This is a genomic window from Streptomyces sp. NPDC040610 (assembly GCF_055594065.1).
On the sequence record NZ_JBVIXA010000001.1, the window covers coordinates 1,154,408 to 1,167,331 of the forward strand.

The following is a 12,924-nucleotide window of genomic DNA, read 5'->3' on the forward strand; positions in this document are numbered from 1 at the left end:
GGTGAACGTAAGCGCGGGCTCGGAGCAAGGTCAATGCCCTTGCAACGGGGTTGCGGAGGCTGTGCGTTGACGCTTGTCAGTAACGTGACAACGTTGTTATGGGGTGGGGGTTTGGGGGCTCGCGGGCGTTGATCAGGACGGCGGGACGGGCGTGCCGTCCGGTGGTCAGGACGGCGGCAGCCAGCGGTAGATCAGTTCGGGGCGGCCCACATGGCCGTACTGGGGGCTGCGGGCGGCTCGGCCGGTCGTCACCAGGTGCTCCAGATAGCGGCGGGCCGTGATGCGGGAGAGGCCGGTGGTGTCCGCGGTGGCCGCCGCGGTGAGGCCGTCGGGGGCGGCGTCCTGGAGCGTGCGGGTCACCTTCTCCAGGGTGGGGCCGCTGAGGCCCTTCGGGAGGGCGGCGGGGGCGGGGGCGCGGAGGGTCGCCAGGGCGCGGTCCACCTCGTCCTGGCCCGTCGCCTCGCCCGCGGCGGTGCGGAATTCCGCGTAGCGGGTGAGGCGGTCGCGGAGGGTCGCGAACGTGAAGGGTTTCAGTACGTACTGGACGACGCCGAGGGAGACGCCCTCGCGGACCACGGCCAGGTCGCGGGCCGAGGTGACCGCGATGACGTCCGCGCGGTGGCCGGCCGCGCGCAGGGTGCGGGCGAGGGCCAGGCCGTGGCCGTCGGGGAGGTTCAGGTCGAGGAGGATCAGGTCGACCGGGGTCCTGTCCAGGGCGCGGCGGGCCTCGGCGGCGGTGTGGGCCGTGGCGGTGACCTCGAAGCCGGGCACGCGGTTCACGTAGAGGACGTGGGCGTCGGCCGCGACGGGGTCGTCTTCGACGACGAGGACCCGGATGTCTGGCTCGGTCATCTGTCGGCCTCATCTTCTGTACGTACGCCTGCGTGGGCGCTTGCATTATCGGCACCGTCGGCCTGTCGCTGTGCCCACCCGTCCCGCCCTGCGGGACGATTGCCCACAGCGGTGGCGGCAGCATTGGACGAGCCGCCCACGGGCGGCAGCGTTGCTGTGAACTCTGCGCCGCCCCCCTCCGGTTCCGTCAAGGTCAGAGTTCCCCCGTGTCGCGTCACCGTCTGGTGGACCAGGGAGAGGCCGAGGCCCCGGCCCGAGGGGGCCTTGGTGCTCCAGCCGTGCTGGAAGACCGACTCGCGTCGGGAGGGGGCCACGCCCGGGCCGGTGTCCGTGACGCGGAGGAGGAGGCCACCGGACTCCGCGCGGACCGTGACCGTGACGCGGGCCGAGGGGGAGCCCTGGGCGGCGTCGACGGCGTTGTCGATGAGGTTGCCGAGGATGGTGACGAGGTCGCGGGGCGGCAGGCCGGTGGGGAGCATGCCGTCGTCGACGCTGGTGTCGGCGGAGACGACCAGCTCCACGCCGTGCTCGTTGGCCTGGGCGGCCTTGCCGAGGAGGAGGGCGGCGAGCACGGGTTCGTTGACGGCGGCGACGACCTGGTCGGTGAGGGCCTGGGCCAGCTCCAGCTCGGCGGTGGCGAACTCCACGGCCTCGTCGGCGCGGCCCAGCTCGATGAGGGAGACCACGGTGTGCAGCCGGTTCGCGGCCTCGTGGGCCTGCGAGCGCAGCGCCCGGGTGAAGCCGCGTTCGGAGCTCAACTCGCCCGCGAGGGCCTGGAGTTCGGTGTGGTCGCGCAGGGTCACGACGGTGCCCCTGCGGTCGCCGCCCGACACCGGCGAGGTGTTCACGACGAGCACCCGGTCGGCCGTCAGATGCACCTCGTCCATGCGCGGCTCGGCGTCGAGCAGCGCGCCGGTGAGCGGCGCGGGAAGGCCGAGGTCGGTGACGTACCGCCCGACGACGCCCTCGGGCACGCCGAGCAGCTCGCGCGCGCCGTCGTTCATGAGGGCGACGCGCCGCCGCCCGTCCAGCATGAGCAGCCCCTCGCGCACGGCGTGCAGCGCGGCCTCGTGGTAGTCGTGCATGCGGCTCAGCTCGGCGGCGTTCATGCCGTGGGTGCTGCGGCGCAGGCGGGCGTTGATCACGTACGTACCCACCGCGCCGAGCGCGAGCGCGCCCACCGCGACGCCGAGCAGCGCCACGAGCTGGCCGCGCGCCTTCGCGCTGATCGCCTCGATGGTGATGCCCGCGCTGACCAGGCCGACGATGCGGCCGTTCTCGCCGCGCCGGTCGTCGCCGCCGTCGAGGACAGGCGTGACCACGCGTGCGGAGGCGCCGAGGGTGCCGGTGTAGATCTCGGTGAAGGTCTGGCCGCGCAGGGCCTCCGCTGTGTGGCCGAGGAAGCGCTCGCCGATGCGGTCGGGGTCGGGGTGGGTCCAGCGGATGCCCCGCGGGTCCATGATCGTCACGAAGTCGACGCCGGTGTGCCGCTGCACGTCGGTGGCGTACGGCTGGAGCCTGCGGGACGGGTCCTCGCCGCGGATCGCCTCGCGCACCGAGGGCGCGTCCGCGACCGCGCGGGCGGCCGCCGTGGCCTGGCGGAGCGCGGCCTCCTCCGCCTGGTGCCGGTCGCTGAGGTACGTGAACAGCGCGCAGCCCGCGACCACGACCGCCACCAGGACCACCTGCATCGCGAAGAGCTGACCGGCGAGGCTGCGCGGGCCGCGGGGTCGGCGGGGCGGGCGGGGTGGTCGGGGGACCTGGGGCATATGGCCAGTCTGCCGTGTCGTGTATGTGCGAACTAAATGAACGTAATCGTGACCGCCGTCACAGGCCGGGAGATAGTCACCCGGAATCGCCAGGACGTGAGCCGCACGACTAGCGAGGACGCAGACGCCAGTCGTACCCAGCGTACGTAGCCCAAGGAGGCACCCCGTGGCAGAGGGACAGACGGCGGCCGACACCGCCGGGGCGGGCGCACCGCCCGCGAAACGGGACCGGACCCACTACCTGTACATCGCCGTCATCGGCGCCGTACTGCTCGGTATCGCCGTCGGCTTCATCGCGCCGGACTTCGCCAAGGAGCTCAAGCCGATCGGCACGGGCTTCGTGAACCTGATCAAGATGATGATCTCGCCGATCATCTTCTGCACGATCGTCCTCGGCGTGGGCTCGGTCCGGCAGGCGGCGAAGGTCGGCAAGGTCGGCGGGCTCGCGCTCGCCTACTTCGTCGCGATGTCCGTGGTCGCGCTGGCCATCGGCCTGGTCGTGGGCAACATCCTGCACCCCGGCGACGGCATGGACCTGACCTCGTCGGACAAGAAGGCGGGCCACACCGCCGCCGACGAGGCGGACAAGGGTCTGGTCGACTTCGCGCTCGGCATCATCCCCAAGACGATGGTCTCCGCCTTCACCGCGGGCGAGGTGCTCCAGACCCTCCTCGTGGCCCTCCTCGTCGGTTTCGCCCTGCAGGCCATGGGCAAGGCGGGCGAGCCGATCCTCCGTGGCGTGGGGCACATCCAGAAGCTGGTCTTCCGCATCCTCGGAATGATCATGTGGGCGGCGCCGCTCGGAGCGTTCGGCGCGATGGCCGCCGTGATCGGCGAGACCGGCACGGACGCGCTGAAGGCGCTCGCCACCATCATGATCGGCTTCTACGTCACCTGCGCCCTGTTCATCCTCGTGGTGCTCGGCACGCTGCTGCGCCTGGTGACCGGCGTGAACCTCTTCAAGCTGCTCAAGTACCTGGGCCGCGAGTTCCTGCTGATCCTGTCCACGTCCTCCTCGGAGTCCGCGCTGCCGCGCCTCATCGCGAAGATGGAGCACCTGGGCGTGAGCCGCCCCGTCGTCGGCATCACCGTCCCCACCGGGTACTCCTTCAACCTCGACGGCACGATGATCTATCTGACGATGGCCTCGCTGTTCATCGCCGACGCGATGGACCAGCCGCTGGGCGTCGGCGAGCAGATCTCGCTGCTCCTGTTCATGATGATCGCGTCCAAGGGCGCGGCGGGTGTCTCCGGCTCGGGCATCGCGGTCCTCGCGAGCGGCCTGCAGTCCCACAAGCCCGCCCTCGTCGACGGCGTCGGCCTGATCATCGGCGTCGACCGCTTCATGAGTGAGGCTCGGGCGCTGACGAACTTCGCGGGCAACGCGGTGGCCACGTTGTTGATCGGTACGTGGACCAAGGAGGTCGACCGGGAGCGGGTTGCCGCCGTCCTGGACGGCAAGCTTCCCTTCGACGAGCGGACGTTGCTCGACGACGACCACGAGGGCGTGGGGCCTTCCCTGGAGAAGAAGCCTGCGCCCGGGGCCGACGACGAGGGTGCGTCGGGGCGGCCTGTGGACGAGGCGGCCGCTGTGAAGGTCTGACGGGGGCGTCGCCCTTGGACGGGGCCGGGGCCGGATCGGCCTTCGGCCTCGTCCTCAATCGCCGGACGGGCTCACATGTCCTCAACCGCCGGACGGGCTATTGCCCCGCAGCAGCGCCGAGCCCAACGGTGTCAGTACGTGGCGTACCGCGTTGCTCTGGCGGACGCTGGAGACCAGGCCCGCTTCCCGCAGGACCGCGGCGTGTTCGCTCGCCGAGGAGAGGGAGACCCCGGCCCGGCGGGCCAGTTCCGTGGTGGTGGGGTCGCCGCCGAGTGCCTGGAGTACGGCGGCCCGGGTGTGGCCGAGCAGGGGAGCGAGGCCGTCGCACGCGGGCCGGGTGTCGTCGGCCGGGCGCGGCCGGGCCGGATAGACGAGCGTCGGCGGCAGCGCGGGGTCCGCGAGGGCGACCGGGCCGCGGGCGAAGCAGGACGGCACCAGGAGCAGCCCGCGCCCGTCGAGCCGCAGGTCCCGGTCGACCGGGTACGCCACTTCGAGCACCGGCGGCCGCCACCGCATCGACGGGCCGAACGTCCGCAGCATCGCCTCCGCGCCGCCGTGCCACAGCGTGTGCAGGCGCAGGGCGCGGTCGGTGCCCACGCGCCGGGCGACGCGGGGCCAGCCGGGGCCGAGTGCCACCTGGTGGTACGTGCGCAGGGCGTGGGCGAGGCGGCGCAGCGCGGCGGGTTCGCCGTCGGCCAGGGAGCGGGTCCAGGACGGCAGCGGGTTGCGGGCGCCGAGGACGGCCAGCTCGGCGCGGAGCCGGGTGCGCGGTGTGGACATCAGCGCCTCCAGGCCGGGCTCCACTCCGGCCGCGGCGGCCGGTGGCGTGAGGAAGTCCGGGAAGTAGCCGCGTTTCGGTACGAGCGGCAGGAGCGTCCCGAGCGGCCCCCGCCTGTCGCCGTGCCCTGAACGGCGGCAGACGGCGAGGGCCGGATCGGGACGCTGGTCCTGGAGGCGGTGCAGGCTGAGCACGGTCTCCCAGAGCGGATCGGCTCCGTCGGAGACCCGGGTGCGGACGAGGTCGGTCGCGGTGAAGTGGACGCGCAGCACGGTGTGTTCCCCCGTTGGTGTCGAGCGGTCGCCGATCCCCCGAACGGCGACAGGGACGACGATCTCGACGAGGCGTGCCGTCGGCAAGCAGGACGCGTCCCGCTGGGACGGTGGGACGCCCGAATCCGCCCGGCCTGCTATGTTCTGCCGCTGTGGGACGGACACAGGGGCAAGCCCATGAGTGAGACTCACGAACTGGCCGATCTTCTGCAGGAGTTGAAGGAGCGCAGCGGCCGCAGCTACACGGCTCTCGCGAGCCGCACGGGCCTGAGCCGCTCCTCGGTGCACCGCTACTGCCAGGGCCTGACCGTGCCCGCGAGCTTCGGCACGGTCGAGCGGATCGCGCGGGTGTGCGGGGCGGGGCCGGGGGAGTTGGACCGGCTGTACGGGGCGTGGGCGCGGGCGGAGGCGCGGGCGCGGGAGGCCGAGGCGGAGGTGGAAGCCGCGGGTCCGGCGGCCGAGTCGCCCGCCGGACCGCCCGCCGCGCGGGACGCGACGCGAGACGCTGTCCGGGAGAGCCGGGAAGCGTTCCCGCACCCGCGCGGAACGACCTGGACCGCCCGCCGGCTCCGCCTCCCCCGCCCCGCCCCGCTCTCCCGGCACCGCTTGCGCGCGCTCCTGCTCGCCGTCGTCGTCACCGTTTCCGTGGTGAGCGCGGTGACCTTCGACGGGTGGCCGGACCCGGGCGGCAAGGGCGACGGCGGTACGGCGAGCGGCGGCACGGTGGGCGGCGGCAAAGGGAGCGGCGACGGCACCGTGGACCGGTCGTCCGGCCAGCGGATCGACGGCCCGTACTGGGCCCTGGCGCCCAAGCCGCTCGACCGCGAGTACTTCGGCATCACGATGAACACCGACACCGGCCTCATGCCGGACTTCGACGTCGGCGGTGTCCGCTTCTGGGAGAGCGAGACCCGCTGGGCCCAGGTCGAGCCGCGGCGGGGCACGTTCGACTGGAAGATCCTCGAACGTTCGGTGCGGGGCGCCGAACGCGAGCGCCTGCCCATCGTGTTCACCTTCGGCGCCACTCCCGGCTGGGCGGCCCCCGACGGCCCGAGGACGCCGTACCCGGACGACTCGCGCGCCACACCACCCGACGACCTGGCCGACTGGGACCGCTTCGTCGAGGCGGTCGCCACCCGCTACCGCTCCCGGATCGGGGCGTACGAACTCTGGGACAACGTGGGGGCCACGACTCACTACGTCGGGAGCATGACCACCCTGGCGAAGATGGTGCGCAGGGCCGCGCGCATCATCAAGCGTGCCGACCCGGACGCGAAGCTGGCATGCCCCTCCTTCGGCAAGCTGTGGGAGCCCGAGGGCAGGGCGAGGCTGGAGAAGTTCGTACGGACCGGCGCCTACGACTACTGCGATGCCGCGGCGCTCAAACTGCACCCGCGCCGGGCCGACGGTCCGCCCGAGGACATCATCGAGGTCGCGGAGAAGGTCCAGGACATGTTCCGCGAGAACAGCGTGGGCCACCGCGTGTGGAACACCGGGCCGGGTGCCGAGATCGACGACGGGGCCCGGCTGTCCCGCCGGCGTGCCGACGACTACGCCGTGCGTTTCTATCTGGTCGGCCTCTATCTCCGTAAGTTGAACGTCGAGCGGATGTACTTCTACTCCTGGGGCAGCCGGGGTGTCCCCCTGGTCGTCCAGCCCGTGGGCGGCCCGCCCACGGAGGCGGGCCGCCGCATCGGGCGGCTGCACGGCTGGCTGGCGGACCGGCCGATCTCGTCCTGCGGGAAGGGCCGCGGCGTCGGCCTGCCCGACGGCGTCTTCGAGTGCGTCTTCCTGCGCGGCGAAGGCCGTGAGCCCGACGCGGCGGGTCCCTGGATGGCGGTCCGGTGGACCCAGCGGGGGCGTGCGCGCGGCGAGTTGGGCAAGGGTGCCGAACTGCTGCGGCGGATGGACGGCGGGGTGGAGCGGGTGCGGGCGGGGGAGCGGGTGGAGTACGGGGAGAGTCCGGTGCTCGTGGAGTACCGCGGGTGAGGGAGTCCGCGGGTGTGCGGTGGCTGCTCGGTGGCGGGGTGGTCGTGCTGGTCGCCGGGTGCGGGTGGGCGGGGTGGTCCGTGCGGGGCGGAGGGCTCGGGCCGCAGGACGTGGCCGGGGTTCTCGGGGTGCCGTTGGGGGTCCTCGGGATCCTGGTGGGGGCGGGGGTCAGCCTCAGCGCGTTGCGGTTGCAGCGGGCCAGCGACGCTCGTGCCGTCGCTCTCGACCAGCTCGCTCGGGCCGTGGAGGACGTGGAAGTCGCCGAGCGCACACACATGCTGGGCACCGGGGCGCACCTGATCGACCTGTCGGTGGAGGTGACGCCGCGGTGGGGCGGGGCCGAGCCGCCGGGACGGCAGCGGTTGTCCGACGTGGCGCGGTGGTACTGCGCGGAGCCCGGGCGGCTCGTCGTGACCGGGGAGCCGGGGGCCGGGAAGACGGTCTTCGCCGTGCACCTCGTGGTGCGGCTGCTCGGCGTGCGCGGGGCCGAGGACGCGGTGCCCGTGCGGCTCGCCATCCGGGATCTGCCTCCGGCGCGGACCCGGCGCCGCTGGTGGGGCGGGCGCCGGACCGTCGGCGGCTTCGAGCACTGGCTCAAGGACAGCCTGGTCAAGGCGTACGAGGTGCCGGTGGCTGTAGCCGCCGACCTCGTCGCTCGACGGCTCGTGGTCCCTGTCCTCGACGGGCTCGACGAGATGGACCCCGAGGACGGGGAGCCGGAGCGGGCCTGCCAGGCCCTCGCCGAACTCAACGCCTACCAGGCCGTGGACGGTAGCGCGCCCCTCGTCCTGACCTGCCGAGAGCAGCGGTACGAGGAACTGTCCGGCCTGCACACGTGGCTCCGTGAGGCCACGCTGCTGCGCGTCGGCGGCGTCGACGCCGAGCAGGCGCGGCGGTACGTCGCTCTCCGCTCCGACGGGCGGGCCACCCCGATGGACGCCGTCGTCGACGCCATGCGGGACGGAGGCGAGGGCGGGGCCGTCGCCGAGGCCCTCAGTTCGCCGTTCTACCTGGGCCTCGCCCTCGCCGTGTACGGGGAGTCCGCCGAGGTGGCGCCGCCGGTGCCCGGTGCTTCGGCCGCCGAGATCCGTGAGCAGTTGCTCGCGCGGTACGTCCCGGCCGCCACCCGGTCCGCCAACGCGGCGGTGCGGCGGGCGCGGGGGAGTCTGACCGGGGACCGGACCGTGTGGGGGCGGCAGCGGGAGTACGCGCCCCGGCGGGTTCATCGGTGGCTGCGGCGCATGGCCCAGACCGCCGAGCACGGGGGTGCCACGCACGGGCGGGTGGTCGGGCCCTACATGACCCGTGCCGTGACGGTGCTGCTGGGCGGTGCCGTCACCGTCGGTGCGCTGTACTTCGTCCCGGACCTGGTGCGCGGGCTCGTACCCGAGGGGTGGTGGGTCCACCGCGAAGGCCTTCCGCAATCCCTGGTGTTCGCGGGACTCGCCGGGCTGGGCGCCTCCTTCGCGTGGTCGACCACCCTGTGCGAGGTCATTCCCGTGGGGTCTTCGGAGCGGGTCCGCCAGTCGCGGTCCCGGTGGCCGGACCGGCTGCGCCGAGCCGGGACGTCCGCCGCCTCCGCCGTCGGCCGGACGGCCCTGCCCCTGGCACCTTTCCTCCTCGGTGTCACGGCTCCCTTCAGCGACGCGTACGCCGCCGTGCCTTCGGAGGCCTGGTACGCGGTGGGCGTCCTCATCGGCCAGTGCGTGGGCCTGGCCTACCTGGTCGCCACCCCCTTCGTCGCCTACCGCGACCGGCGCGGGCTCGTCGCCTGCGTGGCGATGCCCCTGGTGGCCGGGCCAGTCGCCTGGACCGCCATGGCGTACGACCCCGTGCTCGCCGTCGCCTGCGCGGTCGGGCTCGCCCTTGCCGCCGTCTTGCTGTGGCGCGCCCGCGTCGTACCCGGATTCGCCCTGGTCGGCGGGGCCATGGCCGCCGTGGTCGGCGCGGGGCACGACTTCCCGGCACCGGGCGACGGCTTTCGCGGCGGCGCCATCGTGGGCGTCCTCCTCTTCTACGTCCTCGCCTGCGTCTTCCTCGGCCCGGGCACCGAGCCCCGCGCGGCCGCCGTCGGCCACCTCTGGCGACAGGCCACCCGGACGTCGAACCTGCCCACGTTCGCCCTCGCCTTCCTCCTGGGGCGGGGCAGCGAAGCCATGGTGGGTTTCGCCGGAGTCGTCCATTTCGTCATCGCCCTCGGCGCCGCCGAACTCGGCTGCAACATGGCGCGGGGCGCGTCGACCCTGGGCGGTGCGGTTCTGGGCCGGGTGCCGCTGCGCCTCGGCCTGTTTCTGGCCTGGGCCTACCACGCGGGGCTGCTGCGCGTGGTGGGCGGGGAGTACGAGTTCCGGCACCGGGAGCTGCGGGAGTGGCTGGCGCGGAATCCCGGGTGACCTCGAAGTGCCTCGGCTGCCTGCGTCGGCCCTGCCGTCCGCTGACGGCTGGGCCTCGGGCTTTCAGAGGCCGTACGGATCGACCTTCTCGCCGTCCGGGACCTTGTAGCAGCCGGAGATGAGATCCAGGCTCAGCATGGGCCGTTCGGCCTTCGCCATCTTGATGATGATGACACTGACCTTCTTCTTGTCGTTGTCGGCGGTCAGGTTGATATTTCTGTTCCTGCTGGTGTCAGGTCCGTACTCGACGATCTTCCACCCGTGCTTCGGCAGTTCGCTCTTGAGCCGCGCCATCGCTTCGTCGAGATCACTGGCCGACGTGGGCCGGAAGCTCCATGGATGGTGGATGCGAAAGTATGTCTTCTTGTCCTTGCCCGCACACTCTGTGACTCCTGGAAAGTTCTCCGACGCCTTTCCCTTCACGCCCATCAGGTCGTATATGTCGCTGGACACCTTTTCCATCGCATCGGAAGCGTCGCGTGAGGTGCTCGTGCCTGCGAACGGGACGCCATCGGAACTGTCCTTCTTGTCGTCACTCATGCCGCATCCTGTCAGAACGAGTGCAAGGGGTGCAGCGAACATGGATGCACGCGTGCCGGTCTTCACGTCAGGGTCTCTCCTAGTGTGCGCGCGTCAACTCTTCGGGGGGTCCGACAGGAGTCTCCACCAGCTTCACGTCATCCTCCTTTCCGACCACCACCAGAGCCTGGTTCAGCAGGCTTCTTGAGCCCTCATCCCAGTAGCCGCTGTGGCCTTGGGTATCCGTGGTCATCTGGTTGGCTCCAAATTCCGGATCGCTGGGAATCTTGGGCTCCTCCCATATGTGCTCCCGTCCGCCGTGCAGAAGGCGCCCACCTTCCGGAACGAGGTCGCCCTTGGCTTCCTCGTTCCACACGTGCCCCTTGGGGACGTCCAGCTGATCGGCATGCGACACCTTGGCGCCCGGGCTGCCCGCGAAGACGACGTCATCGGAGTTGAGATCGCCGGTCTGGGCTGCCGCGCCGATCAGGGTCGATCCGTACGAATGGCCGATCACGGTGCGGTGCGGTGCCGTGTCGCCGGTGTGCGCGGTCTCGAGACCGTCCAGGAACCGGTTGAGTGCAGGTGCACCGTCGTACGCATAGTGCTCGAAGGTGGCATCCTTCAAGACGGCGTCGGGCGCGTCGTATCCGAGCCAGGTGATGGTGGAAACGGAGGCCCCATCGGATTTCGCGTCGGCCGAGTTCCATACCTTCACCCCGCGTTCAACGTCCCCCTCGATGTTCCCGAGAGCCGCCTTCGTGCCCGGCACGTACACCGCCTGGTGATCTGCGGTGTCCGGGTTCCCATTGGCGATGATCGCGCGGCCGTCTCCCTCGGTGCTGAAGCCCAGCAGGTACGCCTCGGGGATTCCTTTCCAGCCCGTCGCGTCGAAGCGGCGCTGGATCGCGTCCATGCCGTCAATGGTTTTGTGGGCGGCTTCCCTTTCCTTTTTCCACTTCCACCACTCCGGGTTCTCGACCTTCTTGTTCACCTCCCCGGTCTGGGGGTTGGTGAATTCCGTGTACCGAGCGGGCTCCGGGTGTTTCCTCAGCCAGGTGTCGTACTCGACCTGCGCGTTGCCGCGGGCCTCGGCGAGGACCATCCGGTTCGCCTCGTCGCGGACCGTGGACGGCAGGCCGTCGAGTTCGCCGACGGAGTCCGGGCGCATGGCGACCCACGCCGCCTTCTCATCGGCGTCGAGGCCGCGCCACCACTCCGCGTTGGCCTTCGGGTCGCCGTTCTTGGGCGGTTGCGGCAGCGAGTCGAGGTAGTCCTTGCCTGCCGACTTCACGCCCCGGGTGTCCGAACCGGCGTCGGCCCAGTCCCGGTCGCTGACCGTCAGGTCGTCGTCGGCCTTGAGGGCCTTCAGCTTCGGGGCCCACTTCGTGTCGGCCTCCGTCGCTTCCTTGAGGGCCGTGGCGATGGCGTCCGCGCAGTCCTGGGCGAGGCGGGCCTTGGGGTTGGGGTTGAAGTTGGCCGCCTGGCGGCCGACGGCCGAGGCGGTCTCATCCGTCAGGCCGGAGGCCGTGCCGCCCTCCGGCGTCCTGCCGTCCTTGTCCTTGTCGCCGCCCGGCGGATAGCCGACCGAGCCGTCGGCGTGCACGGTGAGGCCCCCGGCCTTCGCGTCGGCCAGGGCCGCGTCGAGCTTCTTCTTGGCCGCTTCCATCTCGTACGAGAACGCGTCGAGGGCCGAAGCGACGAGGCCGCACTCGGTCTGGACGTAGTGGAAGTTCTTTCCCAGCTCCGCCAGTTGCTTGATCGCCGCCGACGCGGCCTCGCCCTTCAACGACTTCCGCATGGCCGCGGCGATCTGCGTCCCGACGCGGTCGTGGGCCGCCCGCGCCATGTCCGAGGTGCGGCGGTATCCGTTCGCCGCCTCCGCGTACTCGTTCGGCTTGAGGGCTTTGAGTGTCGCGAGGTCCATGACGTCCGACTACCGCCCCTTGCCCTGTCCGCCGATCGCGGGCGTGTCCTCGTACGCGATCTTCAGATTGCCGAGCGCGACCCTGACCGAATCGTCGGTCTTCAACTGCTCGTTGCCGGCCTTCTCCAACAGTCCCGCGAGTGTTCCGCAACGGCGGCTCACCGCCTTGACGTAGCGTTCCCAGGAGGCGTGGACCTCCTTCTGGGCGCCCGCCGTCCGGCAGCCGGTGTCCGCTCCCAGGCCGTTCTGACCTTCGGAGAGCTGATCGAGAGCCTTGCCGATGCCTTCGCGCAGCGAGCCGATGTCATGGCCCGCCTTCGCCCAGGCCCTCTTGTTCGACACCAGGTTTCCGGTGTCGACCCCGGAGTCGGGCTCCGCCTGGTTCAGTTGCATTCGTGCGGTGTGCTGCTCGGCCGCTTCGGCTTTGAGCCGCTCCCACTCCTCCCATGCCATCCGTGCTCTTCCCCGTTCTGTCCGCCGTGCCGTCGGGCAACGCGCGTGTGCCACTGCGACGTTGCATTGATCGACTTGTACCGTACGGCTTCGCGCGTGTGTGCCCGATCCGTTTCGGTCATCACGGCTTCTGAGTACGCGTACTCAGGCCCGGACGACCGACGTCAGGAATGCCGTCCAGGCGGGGAGGGTGAGGAGGAGGGCGGGGCCTTGGGGGTTCTTGGAGTCGCGGACTCCTATGCCTTCGGCGGAGTGGGCGGTGAGGTCGGCGACCTCAAGGCAGTTCAGTCCTTCGCCGTCGCTGTACGACGACTTGAACCAGGCGCCCTCGGGGGCGAGTTCGTGTGCGTTGGCGTGCGTGGTCATGGG

General features: G+C 71.5%; 10 protein-coding genes. 3 read left to right on the forward strand and 7 right to left on the reverse strand.

Annotated features, from left to right (window positions below; translation table 11 throughout):
• Window positions 1-165: 165 nt before the first annotated feature.
• Window positions 166-852, reverse strand: a complete 687-nt coding sequence (locus tag ACZ6AA_RS05190) for a response regulator (RefSeq protein ID WP_468452326.1) — start codon at window positions 850-852, stop codon at window positions 166-168.
• Window positions 849-2,621 (reverse strand): sensor histidine kinase, encoded by a 1,773-nt coding sequence (locus ACZ6AA_RS05195; protein ID WP_468481168.1) that lies wholly within the window; start codon window positions 2,619-2,621, stop codon window positions 849-851. Before ACZ6AA_RS05195 ends, ACZ6AA_RS05190 begins: the two co-directional genes overlap by 4 nt.
• A 166-nt stretch (window positions 2,622-2,787) precedes the next feature.
• Between ACZ6AA_RS05195 and ACZ6AA_RS05200 the strand changes: the two genes are divergently transcribed.
• The gene (locus ACZ6AA_RS05200) at window positions 2,788-4,224 is read left to right on the forward strand and encodes a cation:dicarboxylate symporter family transporter (protein WP_468452322.1); all 1,437 of its coding nucleotides are present in this window, start codon (window positions 2,788-2,790) and stop codon (window positions 4,222-4,224) included.
• A gap of 81 nt (window positions 4,225-4,305) precedes the next feature.
• Here ACZ6AA_RS05200 and ACZ6AA_RS05205 read toward each other — a convergent pair whose 3' ends face one another.
• The gene (locus tag ACZ6AA_RS05205) at window positions 4,306-5,274 is read right to left on the reverse strand and encodes an ArsR/SmtB family transcription factor (protein ID WP_471456629.1); all 969 of its coding nucleotides are present in this window, start codon (window positions 5,272-5,274) and stop codon (window positions 4,306-4,308) included.
• 177 nt (window positions 5,275-5,451) lie between these two features.
• On the opposite strand from ACZ6AA_RS05205, the gene ACZ6AA_RS05210 reads away from it, so the two are divergent.
• The gene (locus ACZ6AA_RS05210; RefSeq protein ID WP_471456331.1) at window positions 5,452-7,263 is read left to right on the forward strand and encodes a helix-turn-helix domain-containing protein; all 1,812 of its coding nucleotides are present in this window, start codon (window positions 5,452-5,454) and stop codon (window positions 7,261-7,263) included.
• Window positions 7,260-9,656, forward strand: coding sequence for an NACHT domain-containing protein (locus ACZ6AA_RS05215; protein ID WP_471456333.1), 2,397 nt, complete (start codon window positions 7,260-7,262; stop codon window positions 9,654-9,656). Before ACZ6AA_RS05210 ends, ACZ6AA_RS05215 begins: the two co-directional genes overlap by 4 nt.
• Before the next feature lie 63 nt (window positions 9,657-9,719).
• On the opposite strand, the gene ACZ6AA_RS05220 is transcribed toward ACZ6AA_RS05215, so the two are convergent.
• The 4 genes from ACZ6AA_RS05220 to ACZ6AA_RS05235 form a co-directional block, all read right to left on the reverse strand.
• On the reverse strand, window positions 9,720-10,196 hold the full coding sequence (locus tag ACZ6AA_RS05220) for a hypothetical protein (RefSeq protein ID WP_471456335.1): 477 nt from the start codon (window positions 10,194-10,196) through the stop codon (window positions 9,720-9,722).
• 79 nt (window positions 10,197-10,275) lie between these two features.
• Window positions 10,276-11,964 carry an alpha/beta hydrolase gene (locus ACZ6AA_RS05225; RefSeq protein WP_471456337.1) on the reverse strand — a complete coding sequence of 563 codons (1,689 nt, stop codon included), beginning with the start codon at window positions 11,962-11,964 and terminating at the stop codon, window positions 10,276-10,278.
• 147 nt (window positions 11,965-12,111) lie between these two features.
• The gene (locus ACZ6AA_RS05230; protein ID WP_468452312.1) at window positions 12,112-12,555 is read right to left on the reverse strand and encodes a hypothetical protein; all 444 of its coding nucleotides are present in this window, start codon (window positions 12,553-12,555) and stop codon (window positions 12,112-12,114) included.
• A 144-nt stretch (window positions 12,556-12,699) separates the two neighbouring features.
• A complete protein-coding gene (locus ACZ6AA_RS05235) occupies window positions 12,700-12,921 on the reverse strand; it encodes a DUF397 domain-containing protein (protein ID WP_471456339.1) in 222 nt (73 codons plus the stop codon).
• Window positions 12,922-12,924: the final 3 nt, after the last annotated feature.

Bases quoted from the DNA above. Each gene is read 5' to 3' on its own strand.
- ACZ6AA_RS05190 (WP_468452326.1), bottom strand. From the start codon at position 852: ATGACCGAGCCAGACATCCGGGTCCTCGTCGTCGAAGACGACCCCGTC.
- ACZ6AA_RS05195 (WP_468481168.1), bottom strand. From the start codon at position 2,621: ATGCCCCAGGTCCCCCGACCACCCCGCCCGCCCCGCCGACCCCGCGGC.
- ACZ6AA_RS05210 (WP_471456331.1), top strand. From the start codon at position 5,452: ATGAGTGAGACTCACGAACTGGCCGATCTTCTGCAGGAGTTGAAGGAG.
- ACZ6AA_RS05220 (WP_471456335.1), bottom strand. From the start codon at position 10,196: ATGAGTGACGACAAGAAGGACAGTTCCGATGGCGTCCCGTTCGCAGGC.
- ACZ6AA_RS05230 (WP_468452312.1), bottom strand. From the start codon at position 12,555: ATGGCATGGGAGGAGTGGGAGCGGCTCAAAGCCGAAGCGGCCGAGCAG.
- ACZ6AA_RS05235 (WP_471456339.1), bottom strand. From the start codon at position 12,921: ATGACCACGCACGCCAACGCACACGAACTCGCCCCCGAGGGCGCCTGG.